Here is a 16,862-nt window from a genome sequence, read left to right as displayed (position 1 = left end):
TAAATAAACATGTTCTTCTGTGGCGACAATGACGCCAATTTTACTTATTTCCTTTATTTGATCTGGGTCAGCTTTATTTTATTTATTGCATAACCAAAATTGTTTATGCCTGTTTTTGGCTAGATGGAATTGATTAGGTGAATTACTATTTCTTTCGCAGCAATTGGCTGTACATTTAAATGGAATTGCTAGGGATGAAAAAGTCTATAAAAATGGGGTTGGCTCTGGGATTGCTTCTGGCTACAACGTCTTCTGCGTTCAGTGCGCCTGCGCCTGCTCTGAGTGGATTACGTATTAAAGTATTATCAGGGGTATATGGCGGCACCTGGCAATATGCTCCCGTTAACGCGGTTTCGATCGGGCCGGGCTACGCGGGCGGCACACTGCAGATTGCCGTTGTGGAAACCGGATATGGTGGTAATCGTATTGGTTGGATCAACGGCGAACAAAAGAAACCCGATTCGGTGAAACTGGCGTGTCTGGTGAAAGGCGAGATGACGGACAATTGCCCCAGAGGTGCCACGGGCGCGGGATGGATTGCCTATTTTAGCGCGAACTATCAGACATCAGTGACTTTCCGCTATCAATCGACATCGGCTAATTTCCCCTATAAAACCTTGAGCACGTCACTCACGATCAAGTAATTTTTTTCAAAATACCGTCTCGATAAGACTACACCTTACAGGCAGCACATACGCTGCCTGTTGTACCAACAGTTATGCTAACAGTTGTACTGACAGGTTTATATCCAGATAGGTTTACATCCTGACAGCCCGCCTCATTTACTATTTTGTCGCAGACAGTATTCGAAATCCTTACGTGTTCCATGTCAGACGTGCGTTATTATTCCATTTTATCCTGAGATTAAAGGTAGTAAACCCAAGAAAAATAAACACGCGGTAATATTTCTTTTCTAATTTGTTTTGATTTATATTTCCCGACTGGTTTTTATTTTTGTTTTATTTATATTTTCTTTTATTTTTATTTGTTTCTTAAATGATGTTGCTTATCTCATTTTTTTACTGGAGGCAATTTTTTGTGCTGATTAGTATTTCATTGCAGCAATGGGCTGCATATTTTAATGGAACCACTCAGGATGAGAATGTCTATAAAAATAGGTTTTACGCTGGGTATGGTCGTGGCGGCACTATCGCCAGTTTATGCTCAAACCTCTGATGAGCCGGTACAAACCGTCATTACCGCGCTCGATTCTCCGTTTATCGATCATCCGCTGTCAGCCGGTTCAGAACAGGACGTGTCCTCTTCCGAACATAAAGCGCTGCGCGCGCCGGCGCCGGCGTTGAGTTCAGTGCAGGTGTACGCGGTGTATTCTTCGCTGAAAGGCGGCTGGCAGGCGGTGCCGACCAATACCTTTACACTGTCAGGTTATGCGGGTGGCACCACGTTGCGCATCGCCGTGCTGGAAGTGGGGTATGGCGGTAACCGCATTGGCTGGCTGAACGGCGGGCAAACCAGCCCGTATCAGGTTAACCCCGTTTGTATTGTTAATGGTCGTTATACCGAAAGCTGCCCGGCTGGCTACACCGTTGCGGGTTGGATGGCGTATTTCAATGCAGACAATATGTCGTCGGTGGTATTCCGTTATCAATCCACATCGACCAATTTTCCGAATCGCACGCTGAGCACGTCGCTCAATATTCAGTAAGTGCCATACAACATTCAGTAAGTGCCATACAACGGGCGGCGTATGCGCTGCCTGTTGTTTTAAACAGTTTGTTTTAAACAGTTTGTTTTAAGGCGTGATTCATCAGACGGAAATAACGTACCTGAGTCGGATAAATGGGCGTATTGAGCCGCATTTTATGTGTTGGATCAAAATAATTGATACGCGTCATTAATTATCCGTGTGATTGAACCCGGCGGTGATAAAATAGCGTCGGTTTTCATTCACGCGTATTAAACGGTAGGCATTATGAGATTCAGCACCATGAGCGAAGGTGACATCATCACCGAGCTTTGTCGGCGGATAAAAGACGCGCGCATTCAGCAACGCCTGTCGCAGGTGGATTTGGCCGAGCGGGCTGGGCTTGGCATCGCCACCATCAAGCGGGCGGAAATGGGCGAGTCGATTACCCTGAGCAGCCTGCTGGCGATTCTGCGCGGGTTGAATCGCTTACATCAGCTGGAAGGCGTGCTGTTTGATACCGAAGTCGAGAATTTTAATGCGCGCCTGAATGGCGGGCAGCCGCGCGCGCCGTTGCGTATTCGTAAGAAAAACGCCGATGTCGCCGCGCCTGTGGCTGCACCGGAGTCGATGCCCAAACCGGTCGCCAGCGCGCTTGACTGGTATGTTTCCGCCGCCGAAAACAACCTGATCTGGTCCTGGCCGGATAGCGAGAAAAAACCTTCCTGAAAAAACGCCGGGCATTAACCCGGCGCGTGATTCTGTTTTAACTGCCTGTGATGAACGCTTACTCGCACTGCACCACTTTGATCGCCAGACCGCCGCGGGAGGTTTCGCGGTATTTGGCGTTCATGTCTTTACCGGTTTCGTACATGGTTTCAATCACTTTATCCAGCGAGACGCGGGGTTCGCTGGCGCGGCGGATCGCCATGCGCGCGGCGTTGATGGCTTTGACGGAGGCGATGGCGTTGCGTTCGATGCACGGTACCTGAACCTGACCGGCTACCGGGTCGCAGGTCAGCCCCAGATTGTGTTCCATACCGATCTCCGCGGCGATGCATACCTGTTCCGGGTTGGCGCCCAGCAGTTCCGCCAGACCGGCCGCCGCCATTGAGCAGGCTACGCCCACTTCGCCCTGACAACCCACTTCCGCTCCGGAAATAGACGCGTTCATCTTGAACAGAATGCCGATGGCGCCGGCCGCCAGAAAATAGCGCAGACAGGTGTCCGGCGTTACCGGCTGGATGAAACGGTCATAATACGCCAGTACCGCCGGAATGATGCCGCACGCGCCGTTGGTCGGCGCCGTCACCACCCGGCCGCCGGCGGCATTTTCTTCCGACACCGCCATGGCGAACATGTTTACCCAATCCATCGCGTCCATCGGGTCGTTGGAGAAACGGCCGTTGGTGAACAGCAGGCGGTGCAACGCCGAAGCGCGACGCGGCACCCGCAGCGGGCCGGGCAGGACGCCTTCGGTGTTCATGCCGCGATGAATGGCATTCTGCATGGTTTGCCAGACGCTGGCGAAATAGGCTTCCAGCGCGTCGCGGCCGTGCATGGCGATTTCGTTTTTCATCACCACCGCCGACAGCGACAGGCAGTTGTCGTGGCAGTGCTGTAACAATTGCCGGGCGGAATAGAACGGCCAGGGGGCGCGCTCTTCCTGCGTCATCGGCTGGCCGAAGTGCTCCTGATCGACCACGAAACCGCCGCCGATGGAGTAGTAGGTTTTGCTGTACAGCACCTTCTGGCTGGCGTCGAGCGCGCGGATCGTCATGCCGTTTTCATGCAGCGGCAGGTTCTCCGGCTGAAAGCGCAGCGCGCTGTCCAGCGGGAAGCTGACGTCATACCGCCCGTTGAGCAGCGGCAGACGGCGGGTATGCTGTACCTGTTGAATAAACGCCGGGATGGCGTCGATATTCACGCTGTCCGGCAGGTTGCCCGCCAGTCCCATAATGATGGCGATGTCGGTATGGTGGCCCTTGCCGGTCAGGGCCAGTGAGCCGTAAACATCAACGATAATGGCGTCAACCGATGAAATCAAAGACAGGCTGACCAGATCGTCCGTGAACATGTTGCCAGCTTTCATCGGGCCAACGGTATGCGAACTGGAAGGGCCGATACCAATTTTGAAAATATCAAATACGCTGACCATAGGGGGTTCCTTTCAGCTGACGCAGGCAGCCGGGCCGCCTGCGTCGGGAGGGTACGGAGGTATTACTCGAACAGGGTGTAGACGATAGCGGTGATGGCGATCAGACCCAGCAGGGTGACGAACACATTGCTCAGCGTGCCGCTGTACTGGCGCATGGCCGGCACTTTACGGATGGCGTACATCGGCATCAGGAACAGCAGACAGGCGATAACCGGGCCACCCATCGTTTCAATCATACCCAGAATGCTTGGGTTAAGGGTGGCGACCAGCCAGGTGGTGACCAGCATGAACAATGCGGTGATGCGGTTCAGTTTGGTGGTCGAGACGGTCTTGCCGCGGCTGCGCAGCATTTTCACCATCATGCCGTTAAGGCCTTCGCCGGCGCCCAGATAGTGGCCGAGGAATGACTTGGAGATAGCGATGGTGGCGATGACCGGCGCCATATACCCCATGACCGGGTTGTTAAAATGGTTAGCCAGGTAGGACAGAATCGAAATGTTCTGCGTCTTGGCTTCCATCAGCTCCGCCGGAGAGAGCGCCAGTACGCAGCTGAACACGAAGAACATCACGGTCAGCACCATCATGGTGTGGCTGCAGGCCAGAATGCGGGAGCATTTTCTCTCGGCGTTGTCGCCATACTCGCGGCGTTTGGCGACCGCGAAAGATGAAATGATCGGCGAATGGTTGAAGGAGAACACCATTACCGGAATCGCCAGCCACAGCGTCGCCAGCATGCCGTTGCCGGTGGTGCTGTTGGTCAGGGAAATATTGTGGAAGACCGTGGTATTCCAGTGAGGAATTAAATACAGCGCCAGCATCATTAATACCGCTACGAACGGATAAACCAGCACGCTCATGGCTTTTACAATCATGGCTTCGCCGAAACGGACAATAAACATCAGCCCCAGAATCAATATCAGCGACAGAATCGCCCGCGGCGGCGACGGTAAATGCAGCTGGTGAGTAATAAAGCTGTCAACGGTATTGGTAATGGCTACGCTGTAAACCAGAAGAATCGGATAAATGGCGAAAAAATAGAGCAGGGTGATTAATTTTCCCGCACCGGTGCCGAAATGTTCTTCTACCACTTCGGTAATATCTTCACCGCTTTTTTTGCCGGATAAGACAAAACGGCATAATGCGCGATGAGAATAATAGGTCATTGGAAAAGCAATAATTGCCATGATAATCAACGGAATCAGACCGCCAATACCGGCATTGATGGGCAAAAACAGCACGCCCGCCCCAATTGCCGTGCCGTACAGGCCCAGCATCCAGACGGTATCGCTTTTACGCCAGCCTGAAGCTTGCTCCAGTACCTGACTGCTGTCTTGAATTGTGCTCATGCGTGTTTCTCCTTGGTGAACACAGAGTATAAAAAATACCGTACCGGCGGCAGGCCAATACAGAGATAATTCGCAGGTGTCACACGAGACATCATGTGAATCGGGGTAATCTTTTTTGTGGCTGCATTCTATATCCTGACCGTTGAGGAATAATAGTGAGGCGATCACACAAATGAATTAAGGTCAATTATTTTAACCTCAATTAATTAAAAATAAAATATCAGGATTGATGCGTTAAATTTTTTATTTTCGACGGTATCTTTTTTGATGCGTTAATGCGGTTAATTGAGGGGGTAATAAAGCGTAAATATATTTCATGAGAAATAGCGACAGGTGAAATAAATAACCAATGAAACATATTTAATTTGGAGACGGTGAAAATAATAAACCCAATCATCATAATGTCACGTAAAAATCTTGCTTCAGGTACCGGCGAGCCGACGCCGGCCCGCCAGTATCATTAAATGACTCAGCAGCTCAGTTGCTGCTGGGCCCATACCAGCCCGGACTGATAGGCGTCCGGCAACAACGGCGCCAGTGCGCGCAGCGTCTGATTCAGCAGCGCGGCATCCGGGTGATTGAGGTTCAGGTGACCCACCTTGCGGCCCGGGCGCACCTCTTTCTCATACCAGTGCAGGTGCACCAACGGCAGCGCCAGCCAATCGATATTCACGTCGGTGCCGATCAGGTTGACCATCACCGACGGGCTGGCGACGACCGGGGCCGGTAACGGCAGGTCGAGAATCGCGCGCAGGTGCAGTTCGAACTGACTGATGGAGGCACCGTTTTGCGTCCAGTGGCCGCTATTGTGCACGCGCGGCGCCAGCTCGTTGATCAGCAGGCGATCGCCCACCACGAAGCATTCCATCGCCATCACGCCCACGTAGCCGAGACGATGCATAATTGCCGACAGCATCTGTTCCGCCTGCTGTTGCAGGTGCGGCTGCGGTTGCGGCAATGCCACGCTGGCGCGCAGGATGCCGTCTTCATGCAGGTTGCGGGTCAACGGGTAGAATACGCAGTCGCCTTTTACGTTGCGCGCGCCGACCAGCGATACCTCGCCGGAAAACGCGATGCCCTGTTCAACGATGCACTCGCCGTAGCAGTCGGCAGGCAGGCTATGCTCTTCGCCGGGACGAATACGCCACTGACCGCGGCCGTCATAACCGCCGACGCGGCGTTTAACGATCGCCAGTTCGCCCAGCGCAGCGAATACCGCCGGCCATTCCTGCGCCGAGGCCAGCAACTGCCAGGGGGCGGTGGCCAGATTCAGTTCGTCCAGCAACTGTTTTTGGGTGTAGCGATCGGCCAGACGCGGAAAAATATCACGGTTGACGAACGCCGGGTGCTGCGCCAACTGGCGGGTCAGCGCCGTTTCCGGCCAGCGTTCGATTTCAGCGGTGATGACGCTGTGTTGCACCGGCACCGATTCCGGCTCCGCATCCAGCCCGACCGGATAAACGGCGATGCCCAGCGGCTCGCCGGCCTGGCGCAACATACGGCCCAGTTGGCCGTTACCCAGTACGCAAACCGGTTTCATGCATCCTCCCGCGGATCCGGGTGGTTCAGCACCTCGTCGGTCTGCGCCTGACGCCAGGCGGCCAGACGAGAAGCCAGCTCGCGGTCGTGACGCGCCAGAATCTGCGCGGCCAGCAGGGCGGCGTTAGCGGCGCCGGCTTTGCCGATGGCCAGGGTGCCGACCGGAATGCCGCGCGGCATCTGCACAATCGAATAGAGGCTGTCGACACCGCTTAACGCGGCGCTCTGCACCGGCACGCCCAGCACCGGCACCAGGGTTTTAGCCGCCAGCATACCCGGCAGGTGAGCGGCGCCGCCCGCGCCGGCGATAATAACGTCAAAGCCATTCTGGTCCGCCTGTTCGGCGAAGCTGAACAGTTTATCCGGCGTGCGGTGCGCGGAGACGACTTCAACGTGATAGGGCAGATTCAGCGTGGTGAGGATCTCTGCAGCAAACTGCATGGTGGCCCAGTCACTCTTTGAACCCATGACAATAGCGATTTTCGCCGGGGCAGCGTTGGATGACATGCCTGTAATGCTCCTGTGGTTTGCATGACGGTGGTGATTCATGTCGATGATCGTGCATGACAGTAGATGATCGAGCATGACAGTAATCGTGCATGATGCGGTCATTGCGCGGTACAACGGCGACCTGAAACCGGAGCCGCAGGTCGCGAGGGCGTAGAGCATACCATGAGCCAGAGGGGAGGAAAACGGTTGCGTGGCGATGAAATGGGCCGTTAAGGGGGGAAATCAGTGTAAATGTCGCATTACAACGGAAATGAAATCAGACGGACGTCGTCCGCGGTCACCCGCAGCAGAGAACCTTCCTGATGCCAGGCGCCCAACACGGCGCGCTCGGCGCACACGCCGGCCTGATCGATCGGATGAATCGCCGGGCGGTGGGTATGACCGTGGATCATCAGCGTGGCCTGATGGTGCCGCAGGCGGGTCATCACTTCATCGGCGTTGACGTCCATAATGGTCATGGATTTGTGCTGGTTGGCCTGCTGGCTGGCGGCGCGCATACGGGCGGCGATGCGCAGACGAAGGGACAACGGCAGCCACAGGAAAAGCCGCTGGATAAGCGGGTTATGCACCTTGCGGCGGAAGTTCTGGTAGGCGTGATCGTCGGTGCACAGGGTATCGCCGTGCAACAGCAACGTGCGACGGCCATAGAGGTCAAGCACCGTTTCCGTGGCGAGCAACTGCAGGCCGCTCTGGCGGGCGAAGCGCGCGCCAAGCAGAAAGTCGCGGTTGCCGTGGGCGAAATAGCAGGGTACGCCGGTGTCGGCCAGCGTCTTCAACGCCTGCGCCACCGTGGCGTGCAGCGGGGCCGGGTCATCGTCGCCAATCCAGGCGTCGAACAGATCGCCGAGGATGTAGAGCGCGTCGGCGCCGGGCGCGTCTTCACGCAGAAAACGCAGAAAACCGGCGGTGATCGCCGGTTCCTGTTCGCTCAGATGCAGATCGCTAATAAACAGCGTGGTCATGCAGCCGGCGTTACTCGCTGACGGTTACGCTGGTAACGACTACGTCTTCTTTCGGTACATCCTGATGCATACCGCTGCGGCCGGTGGAGACGGCTTTGATCTTGTCGACCACGTCCATGCCTTCCGCCACTTCGGCGAACACGCAGTAACCCCAGCCGTTTACGCTTTCAGATTTGAAATTCAGGAAGTCGTTGTCCACCACGTTGATGAAGAACTGGGCGGTCGCTGAATGCGGATCATTGGTGCGGGCCATAGCCAGCGTGCCGCGGTTGTTGCCCAGACCGTTGTTGGCTTCGTTCTTGATCGGCGCGTTGGTGTCTTTCTGGTTCATGCCGGGTTCGAAGCCGCCGCCCTGGATCATGAAGCCGTTGATCACACGGTGAAAGATGGTGTTATCGTAAAAACCGCTGCGGCAGTAGTTCAGGAAGTTTTCCACGGTAACCGGTGCTTTTTCCGGGAAGGTATTGATGACGATGTCGCCGTGGTTGGTATGAAACGTAATCATAGATGAACCTTACTTAGCCATAGTACACAGAATGATGAGAGATATTCACCGAGGCGCCAAGTCGCCAAGAGCGCTCTTATAACATAAGTGAATGGCTGAGTCAGCACAGGGGCGAAGCTGGCGGAGAAATGTGGAGACAGGCATGGAAAATCTTTCAAATAAACTCATTGATTCTCGGTATTTAGTTGAGTTTATTTGAAAAATATTTTTGTTGCGCTAAATCAATAACTGGTTTCATTTTGATATGTTTTTTTACTTTCTAAACTTATCCTTGTTGTAGTTGATAGTCACTCTCGTTAACACGTTGCTCACTCAATAATCATACAGGTAGGTAAATTATGTTGGACCGGATTAATCAGCTGTTAGACAAACCGGATTGCGGCAAGCTGGTTTTGCGACTGTCATTCAGTATTTTGATGCTGTTCCACGGTGTTCATAAGCTAATCGCCGGCGTCGGTGGTATTCAGGGGATGCTGGCGGCTCACGGTCTGCCTGGGTTTATCGCCTATGGCGTGTTCATGGGGGAAGTGTTGATGCCGGTACTGATGATTCTCGGCATCCTGACCCGTCCGGCCGCGCTGATCTTCTCGTCCACTATGGTGGTGGCGCTGCTGCTGGCTGAGCCGCAGGCGTTGTTCATGCTGGAAAAAACCGGCGCATGGGGCGCGGAAGGCGTTGCGGTCTATTTCTTTGCCGGTATCGTGATTGCGTTGCTGGGCAGCGGCAAATATTCCGTAATGAGTGACCCGCGCTGGCGCTAAGCTGGATATACGGTAACGGATTTATCCGGCTGCGACTGGCAGCCAAGCAAACCCGGCGATATCGCCGGGTTTGTGCGTTTAGGGGCCGCTCAGGACGCGAAACCGCAGGGGATGCCTAATATTAGGCGCACCCGCTTGCAATAGGGCAGGGTTCAGGTTTCAATACGCAGCTAAAAGCCTATCCCAATTAGGCTATTTTACTTGCCATTTTGGCCCTGGGCAGTGCTCGAAATCCTCACGTACTACGTGTACGCTCCGGTTTCTCCGCGCTGTCCGAGTCCAAACTGGCTGCGCCAATGACGCCTATTGAGATAGGCTCTACGTCCGAAAACCGGATAAAAACCGACTTTATTACGCGTACCGCAGACAACGATGCACATCTCCTGCGAACACCATGGAATGCCCTGATGCTAAAGATCTTTAATACCCTGAGTCGTCAAAAAGAGGAATTCAAACCCATCCACGCTGGCAAGGTTGGCATGTATGTGTGCGGGATAACCGTTTACGACCTGTGTCATATCGGTCATGGGCGGACGTTTGTGGCATTTGACGTGGTGGCGCGCTACCTGCGCTATCTGGGTTACGACGTAAAATATGTGCGCAATATCACCGATATTGACGACAAGATCATCAAACGTGCGACGGAAAACGGCGAAACCATCACGCAACTGACCGATCGCATGATCGGTGAAATGCATACCGACTTCGATGCGCTGAATATCCAGCGCCCGGATGAAGAGCCCCGTGCGACGCATTACATGGCGGAAATCATTGAGCTGGTGGAAAAATTGATCGCCCGTCGTCACGCTTACGTGGCGGATAACGGCGACGTGATGTTTTCGGTGGATACCGCGCCGGGTTACGGCGCGCTGTCTCGCCAGGATCTGGAGCAACTGAAAGCCGGGGCGCGGGTGGAAATCACCGAGGTGAAACGCAACCCGATGGACTTCGTGCTGTGGAAAATGTCCAAAGCGGGCGAACCGAGCTGGCCGTCGCCGTGGGGCAATGGCCGTCCGGGCTGGCACATTGAGTGCTCGGCGATGAACTGCAAGCAGTTGGGGGAACATTTCGACATTCATGGCGGCGGGTCCGACCTGATGTTTCCGCACCACGAAAACGAAATTGCCCAGTCTACCTGCGCGCACGGCGGCGATTATGTGAATTACTGGATGCATACCGGCATGGTGATGGTCGATCGGGAGAAGATGTCCAAGTCGCTGAACAACTTCTTCACCATGCGCGATGTGCTGACGCACTACGATGCCGAAACCATCCGCTATTTCCTGATTTCCGGCCACTATCGTAGCCAACTGAATTACACGGAAGAAAACCTCAAACAGGCGCGCGCCTCGCTGGAACGCCTGTACACCGCGCTGCGCGGCACCGATGCCGCCGCACCGGCGGCGGGGGGCGATGACTTCGAAAGCCGTTTCCGCGACGCGATGAACGATGACTTTAATACGCCGGAAGCCTACTCGGTGCTGTTCGACATGGCCCGCGAGGTTAACCGCCTGAAAGCGGAAGATGCGGCGGCGGCCAACGGTCTGGCGGCGGCGTTGCGTAAGCTGGCTGGCGTACTGGGGCTGCTGGAGCGGGATCCGGAGCTGTTTTTGCAAAGCGGCGCGCAGGCCGATGACGGCGAAGTGCAGGAAATCGAAGCCCTGATCAAACAGCGCAACGATGCCCGTCAGTCCAAAGACTGGGCGCTGGCCGATGCGGCGCGCAACCGGCTGACGGAAATGGGCATCGTGCTGGAAGACGGCCCGCAGGGCACTATTTGGCGTCGCAAATAATCCTGGCGTCGCAAATAATCCCGGCGTCGCAAATAATCCTGGCGTCGTAAATAATCGCGGTTCGCCAGACGGCGTTCCTCCAATAGAAAAGGCCCGGTTTTTCCGGGCCTTTTTTCATCGTTGGACTGCTACGACATTGGGTTGCGACGATATGAAGTCGTTACGAAAACCGGCGCGTCACGCCTGAACGGTAACGGACTCTCCGTTAAAACTCACAACCTGACCCGCGACGATCTTGCAGCGCTTGCGGGTTTCGGTCTGGCCGTCGACGGTCACTTCACCGGCGGCAATCGCCTGCTTGGCGGCGGCGCCGCTTTCGCTCCAGCCTTGCAGTTTCAGCAGGTCGCACAGTTCCACGTGCGGGTGTTTTTCCAGATGGAATACGTTCATGGGGGATTACGCCTGTGCCGTTGTGTCGTGGTATTCCTCGCAGGCCTGCAAGGTGTTTTGAATTAGCGTCGCGACCGTCATCGGCCCTACGCCGCCCGGCACCGGCGTGATGTACGCGGCGCGCTCTGCGGCTTCGTCAAACTTCACATCGCCTACCACTTTGCCGTTTTCCAGCCGGTTGATGCCGACGTCAATCACGATGGCGCCCGGTTTGATCCACTCGCCCGGAATGAACCCCGGCTTGCCGACGGCCACGACCAGCAGGTCGGCGTGTTCGACGTGATGACGCAGGTCTTTGGTGAAGCGGTGGGTGACGGTGGTGGTGCAGCCCGCCAGCAACAGTTCCATGCTCATCGGGCGGCCGACGATGTTGGATGCGCCTACCACCACGGCGTTGAGGCCGAACATGTTGACGTCATAACGTTCAAGCAGCGTGACGATGCCGCGCGGGGTGCAGGGGCGCAGCAGTGGCGCGCGCTGGCACAGCCGGCCGACGTTATACGGGTGGAAACCGTCCACATCTTTGTCCGGCGCGATACGCTCGATGACCTTGGTATTATCGATTCCCGCCGGCAACGGCAACTGAACCAGAATACCGTCGATGGCGGCATCGGCGTTCAGTTCGTCGATCAGCGCCAGCAGTTCCGGCTCGGTGGTGGTGGCCGGCAGGTCGTAGGAGCGGGAAACGAAACCGACTTCCTCACAGACTTTGCGTTTGCTGGCGACATAAATCTGCGAGGCGGGGTTGTCGCCCACCAGCACGACCGCCAGCCCCGGCGCGCGTTTACCTTCGGCCAGTCGTTGTTTTACGCGCACGGCCACTTCGTCTTTTACCTGCTGCGCAATCGTTTTACCATCAATAATTTTTGCAACCATGTACAGAAAATCCATCATTTTCAATGCGGGGGAATGCGCCTATTTTGGCAGAAGCGGCGCGGGCTGTCAGGCGTTGTATGGTGATTAATTGTGATGTCTGGCTTGTCAATGACGTAGCGCTTCAGGAATGGGCGCGGTTTAACGGTTTTCTGGCGTAAATCGGGGGTATATCAATCTATAAGAACAAATTATTGCGGTGTATTTCTCCCAGGCCGATGTACCACTTTAGGAGGGGTAAAGTTTCAGTGTCGAAGGACGATGAAAATTGAATTATTAATTTTCGTGTTGATTATTTCTGGCGTGATGACATCAACGCATATCTGGGATCAAACTACTACCCGGGATAAAGCGATCACCCGGGATCAAACAAGGGGCGGTACATGCTTCGATTATCCTCTCTTTCTATTCGTTACAAGTTTGCTCTGGCGTTAATGCCGCTACTGGTCGCTCTGCTGTGGTTCTCCGCCAGCGGCGTGCTGGAGCGCCGTCAGACGGAGCAGGACATGGCGCAGTTTTCCCAGTTGCTGTCACTGGCGCAGCGGGCCGGTAATGCCGCCCACGCCCTGCAACGCGAACGCGGCATGAGTTCCGGCTTCATCGGCAGCAAGGGGCAGAAATTCGCCGATCCGCTGCGAACCCAGCGTGTTGAAACCGATAAAGCATTAGCCGCGTTGTGGGAAAGTCAGTCCGCGCTGGCCTTATCCAGCTCCGCTGGGGGTATCGCGCAGCGTCTGAACCGTTTGCAGGAGCGCCTGCAAACACTCTCCTCGCTGCGCGCTCAGGTAGACGGTTTCTCGCTGCCCACGTCGCAAGTGGTGGGGTGGTACACCGCCAACGTCAGCGACCTTATCGCACTGGTGGGCGATATGAGTCACCTGGTAACGAATGGCGGGCTGGTAACCCGCGTGGCGGCCTATTACAACGTGCTGAATATCAAGGAACAGGCGGGCATCATGCGCGCATTGTTGTCCGAAGTGTTCGCCGTGGATCGTTTTGCGCCGGGTCAGTACGAGCGTTTCAGCCAACTGGTCGGCATGGAAAGCGCGTACACCAATGCTTTCAATCAGTTCGCCCAACCGGCGCTCAGTCAGCGTATGCAGGACTCACTGAGCAGTGCGGCGGCGCAACCGGCGCTGAAAATGCGCGATACCGCGTTTGCCAAAGCCGCGACCGGAGGATTTGGGGTTGACGCCAACGAGTGGTTCACACAGCAGACACAGCGCATCGACCAGTTGAAAGCCATTGAGGATGCGGCATCGACGGATTTGCTGAGCTGGGCGGACACGCTGGAAAAACAGGCCCGGCTGAGCGGGTACGGTTATCTGGGCGGCGCGGTGGCGGCGTTGTTGCTGGCGCTGCTGCTGGCGGTGCTGGTGGCGCGCAATGTCTATCAGCAATTGACCTCGACGCTGAAAACCATTGATGAAATGGGCAATGACCTGACGTGTCGGCTGGATGTTCAGGGTAAAGATGAACTGTCGCAGTTGAATCGGGCCTATAACCGGTCGCTGGAAAATATCGAACATGTGGTGTGTACGATTAAGCAGAGCGCCGGGTTGGTGGAGCGCGCCAGCAATGAAATCGCACAGGGTAATCAGGATCTGGCGCAGCGGACCGACGAACAGGCGGCGTCGCTGGTGGAAACCGCCAGCAGCATGGAACAGATTACCGTGGCGGTGAAACAGACCGCCGATTACGCCGCTCAGGCGTCGGAACTGATGAAAATCATGGAAGAGCAGATTGGTGTGGCCGATCAGGTCACATTGCAGGCCAGCGAAACGATGGCGCTGATTCGCCAGTCCAGCGAGCAGATGTCGCAAATCACCGCGGCGATTGACGCCATCGCGTTTCAGACCAACCTGCTGGCGCTCAATGCGTCGGTGGAAGCGGCCCGGGCAGGCGAGCAAGGGCGTGGGTTTGCCGTGGTGGCGACAGAGGTGCGCAATCTGGCCCAGCGCAGCGCCGGCGAGTCGCAGCGTATCAGGGAGCTGATTTCCGGCAGTATCGACCAGGTGCATGCAGGCGTGACGCTGGTTACGCGCAGCAGCGAAACCATGAAGCAGATCATGACCAGTACGTCGCAGGTGCGGGATTTTGTCAGCGATATCGCCACCGCGGCGCGGGAGCAGTCGCTTGGCGTGGATCAGGTGCATCTGGCGCTGAATCAACTGGAACAGGTGACGCAGCAGAATGCGGCGCTGGTGTCGCAGGCGGCCAGCGCCAGCCAATTGCTCGACAGGCAGGCCGGCGACATGAAAGAAACCGTCGATCGCTTTGTGGTGGCCGATAGCGGTAATGCCCGGGTGGGCCTGCCTCTGTGATAAACCGGCGGTCAGCCGTGATGCAGCCTGGCCGCCGTGTCCATAAAGGTACGCACGATGCGTTCCAGCATCGGTTGCAGTTCCCGCGCTTTGGCCGGTTGCCAGGCGAACGGCGCCTGTTCGCTCATATAGTTGCACTGCGCCAGTTCCAACTGCAGCGCATACTGATGCTGCTCCGGCTGGCCGTAGGCTCGGGTGATATAGCCGCCGCGGAATCGGCCGTTCAGTACCCAGCTCCAGCGGTACTGTGACTGACACGCCTCCAGCAGCGCGGCTTCGATTTCGGGCGCGCTGCTGAGGCCGCCATTGGTGCCGAGGTTCAAATCCGGCAGTTGGCCGTCAAACAAACGTGGAATACGTGAAGCGATGGAGTGGGCGTCGAACAGCAGCGCATAGCCGTGGCGCTGCTTGATACGCGCCAGTTGCTGCTGGATTTGCTGATGATAAGGCTGCCAGATATCGCGCAGATAACCGGCACGCACTGTTTCCGACGGCGCGCGGTCGGCCAGGAATGCCGGGGTACCGTCGAACAGCACGTCCGGAAACAGGCCGGTGGTGGCGGTGGTATACAGCGGCTGATCGTCGGCCGGACGGTTCAGGTCGATGACAAAACGCGAATAGTTGGCCGCCAGCACGCTGGCACCCAGCCCGCGGGCGAAATCGTACAGTTGCGGGATATGCCAGTCGGTATCCGACAGCGGCCGCGCGGCCGGGCTGAGCCCGTCGGCCACCTCCGGCGTCAGGTTGGTGCCGGCGTGGGGAATGCTGAGCAGCAGCGGGCTGTCGCCCTCGATAAAGGTAAACGGGGTCATGGGCGTTGTTCTCCGCGAAAAATCGTAGTGCAGGGCAGTTGACCGCCCAGCCAGTAAACCAGTTCCGCCGGGCGCGCCAGCGGCCAGTGTACGAAATCCGCCACCTTGCCGGTTTCCAGCGAGCCGTGGCTCTGCTCCAGCCCCAGCGCGCGGGCGGCGTGCAACGTTACTCCGGCCAGCGCTTCTTCCGGCGTCAGTCGAAACAGGGTGCAGGCCATGTTCAGCATCAGCCGCAGCGACAGCGCGGGCGAGGTGCCGGGGTTGCAGTCGCTGGCGATCGCCATCGGCACGCCGTAGCGGCGAAATAGCTCGACCGGCGGGCATTGCGTTTCCCGCAGCAGATAATAGGCGCCGGGCAACAGCACCGCGACGGTACCTGCCGCCGCCATTGCCGCCACATCCTGCTCGGTGGCGTATTCCAGATGGTCGGCAGACAGCGCCTGAAAGCGTGCGGCAAGCGCGCTGCCATGCAACGACGATAACTGCTCGGCATGCAGTTTGACCGGCAGTTTATGCGTTTGCGCTGCCTGAAACAGCCGCTCTACCTGCGCCGGGCTGAACGCCAGATGCTCGCAGAAGGCATCGACGGCGTCGGCCAGCCCTTCGCTGACCACCGCTGGCAGCAGTTCGCGGCAGACCAGATCGATCCACGCCTCCGGTTGCTGCCGGAACTCCGGCGGGATGGCGTGGGCGGCCAGACAGGTCGAGACGATCTGCACCGGTTGTTGCCTGCCCAGCGCGCGGATCACCCGCAGCATTTTCAGTTCGCTGTTCACATCCAGCCCGTAGCCGGATTTGATCTCCAGCGTGGTGACGCCTTCGGCCAGTAACGGCCGCAAGCGTGCGAGCGCCGAGGCGAACAGGCTGTCGTGGTCCGCCTGCCGGGTAGCGTTGACGGTGGCGAGAATGCCGCCGCCCGCCGCTGCGATATCGGCATAGCTGACGCCGTTGAGGCGCTGCTCGAATTCGCCGCTGCGATCGCCGCCAAACACCAGATGGGTATGACAGTCGATAAAACCGGGCGTAATGATGCCGCCGCCAAAATCGGTGACGCGCGACGGCGTGATAGCGGGCAAGGCTTGCCGCGCACCCAGCCAGACGATGCGGCCGTCGGTAACGGCCAGCGCGCCATCCTCAATCACCTGATAGCGGCCGCCGCGCAGGGTAACCAGATCGGCGCCTAGCCACAGACTGTCACAGACTATCGTCATCCTGTTCCCTCTTGCTGTTATAGTCTTGTATAG

Annotated in this window: 16 protein-coding genes; 6 read left to right on the top strand and 10 right to left on the bottom strand. The window is 56.7% G+C overall.

The window, feature by feature from the left end:
• Positions 1-194: 194 nt before the first annotated feature.
• The 3 genes from CPA59_RS16065 to CPA59_RS16055 all read left to right on the top strand — a co-directional run bounded on the left by CPA59_RS16065 (position 195) and on the right by CPA59_RS16055 (position 2,374).
• On the top strand, positions 195-644 hold the full coding sequence (locus CPA59_RS16065) for a DUF4879 domain-containing protein (RefSeq protein ID WP_049842591.1): 450 nt from the start codon (positions 195-197) through the stop codon (positions 642-644).
• A gap of 458 nt (positions 645-1,102) precedes the next feature.
• Entirely contained in the window at positions 1,103-1,666 is a 564-nt protein-coding gene (locus tag CPA59_RS16060) for a YolA family protein (RefSeq protein WP_174213750.1), read from the top strand.
• A 267-nt stretch (positions 1,667-1,933) separates the two neighbouring features.
• Positions 1,934-2,374 carry a helix-turn-helix domain-containing protein gene (locus CPA59_RS16055; protein ID WP_038919778.1) on the top strand — a complete coding sequence of 147 codons (441 nt, stop codon included), beginning with the start codon at positions 1,934-1,936 and terminating at the stop codon, positions 2,372-2,374.
• Between the two features lie 58 nt (positions 2,375-2,432).
• Here the strand turns inward: CPA59_RS16055 and CPA59_RS16050 are convergent, their stop codons facing one another.
• The 6 genes from CPA59_RS16050 to ppiB form a co-directional block, all read right to left on the bottom strand.
• Positions 2,433-3,803: an L-serine ammonia-lyase gene (locus CPA59_RS16050; RefSeq protein WP_107760041.1), complete on the bottom strand. Its 1,371-nt coding sequence runs from the start codon at positions 3,801-3,803 to the stop codon at positions 2,433-2,435.
• A 62-nt stretch (positions 3,804-3,865) separates the two neighbouring features.
• On the bottom strand, positions 3,866-5,149 hold the full coding sequence (locus CPA59_RS16045) for an HAAAP family serine/threonine permease (protein ID WP_038919777.1): 1,284 nt from the start codon (positions 5,147-5,149) through the stop codon (positions 3,866-3,868).
• 469 nt (positions 5,150-5,618) lie between these two features.
• Positions 5,619-6,689 carry a 5-(carboxyamino)imidazole ribonucleotide synthase gene (gene purK, locus CPA59_RS16040; RefSeq protein WP_042860615.1) on the bottom strand — a complete coding sequence of 357 codons (1,071 nt, stop codon included), beginning with the start codon at positions 6,687-6,689 and terminating at the stop codon, positions 5,619-5,621.
• Positions 6,686-7,195 (bottom strand): 5-(carboxyamino)imidazole ribonucleotide mutase, encoded by a 510-nt coding sequence (purE, locus tag CPA59_RS16035; RefSeq protein WP_038919775.1) that lies wholly within the window; start codon positions 7,193-7,195, stop codon positions 6,686-6,688. Before purE ends, purK begins: the two co-directional genes overlap by 4 nt.
• Positions 7,196-7,437: 242 nt before the next feature.
• Positions 7,438-8,160: a UDP-2,3-diacylglucosamine diphosphatase gene (gene lpxH, locus CPA59_RS16030; protein WP_107760039.1), complete on the bottom strand. Its 723-nt coding sequence runs from the start codon at positions 8,158-8,160 to the stop codon at positions 7,438-7,440.
• Between the two features lie 10 nt (positions 8,161-8,170).
• Complete coding sequence (ppiB, locus tag CPA59_RS16025; RefSeq protein WP_038667053.1) at positions 8,171-8,665, bottom strand: peptidylprolyl isomerase B; 495 nt, start codon at positions 8,663-8,665, stop codon at positions 8,171-8,173.
• 338 nt (positions 8,666-9,003) lie between these two features.
• On the opposite strand from ppiB, the gene CPA59_RS16020 reads away from it, so the two are divergent.
• Both CPA59_RS16020 and cysS read left to right on the top strand, forming a co-directional pair.
• On the top strand, positions 9,004-9,426 hold the full coding sequence (locus CPA59_RS16020) for a DoxX family protein (RefSeq protein ID WP_038919771.1): 423 nt from the start codon (positions 9,004-9,006) through the stop codon (positions 9,424-9,426).
• Between the two features lie 407 nt (positions 9,427-9,833).
• Positions 9,834-11,219 (top strand): cysteine--tRNA ligase, encoded by a 1,386-nt coding sequence (gene cysS / locus CPA59_RS16015; protein ID WP_038919770.1) that lies wholly within the window; start codon positions 9,834-9,836, stop codon positions 11,217-11,219.
• A gap of 177 nt (positions 11,220-11,396) precedes the next feature.
• Here cysS and ybcJ read toward each other — a convergent pair whose 3' ends face one another.
• Positions 11,397-11,609 carry a ribosome-associated protein YbcJ gene (ybcJ, locus tag CPA59_RS16010; protein WP_107760037.1) on the bottom strand — a complete coding sequence of 71 codons (213 nt, stop codon included), beginning with the start codon at positions 11,607-11,609 and terminating at the stop codon, positions 11,397-11,399.
• 6 nt (positions 11,610-11,615) lie between these two features.
• Positions 11,616-12,485 (bottom strand): bifunctional methylenetetrahydrofolate dehydrogenase/methenyltetrahydrofolate cyclohydrolase FolD, encoded by an 870-nt coding sequence (folD, locus tag CPA59_RS16005; protein ID WP_038921072.1) that lies wholly within the window; start codon positions 12,483-12,485, stop codon positions 11,616-11,618.
• Between the two features lie 380 nt (positions 12,486-12,865).
• Between folD and CPA59_RS16000 the strand changes: the two genes are divergently transcribed.
• Entirely contained in the window at positions 12,866-14,806 is a 1,941-nt protein-coding gene (locus CPA59_RS16000) for a methyl-accepting chemotaxis protein (protein ID WP_107760035.1), read from the top strand.
• 11 nt (positions 14,807-14,817) lie between these two features.
• Here the strand turns inward: CPA59_RS16000 and hutG are convergent, their stop codons facing one another.
• Positions 14,818-15,618: an N-formylglutamate deformylase gene (gene hutG / locus CPA59_RS15995; protein WP_107760033.1), complete on the bottom strand. Its 801-nt coding sequence runs from the start codon at positions 15,616-15,618 to the stop codon at positions 14,818-14,820.
• Complete coding sequence (hutI, locus tag CPA59_RS15990) at positions 15,615-16,829, bottom strand: imidazolonepropionase (protein ID WP_107760031.1); 1,215 nt, start codon at positions 16,827-16,829, stop codon at positions 15,615-15,617. Before hutI ends, hutG begins: the two co-directional genes overlap by 4 nt.
• Positions 16,830-16,862: the final 33 nt, after the last annotated feature.

Origin of the sequence: Dickeya sp. Secpp 1600, from assembly GCF_003049805.1 — a bacterium.
Taxonomy (GTDB): domain Bacteria; phylum Pseudomonadota; class Gammaproteobacteria; order Enterobacterales; family Enterobacteriaceae; genus Dickeya; species Dickeya fangzhongdai.
Note: the sequence above shows the minus strand (reverse complement) of the source record. Positions and strands in the feature narration are given on the sequence as shown.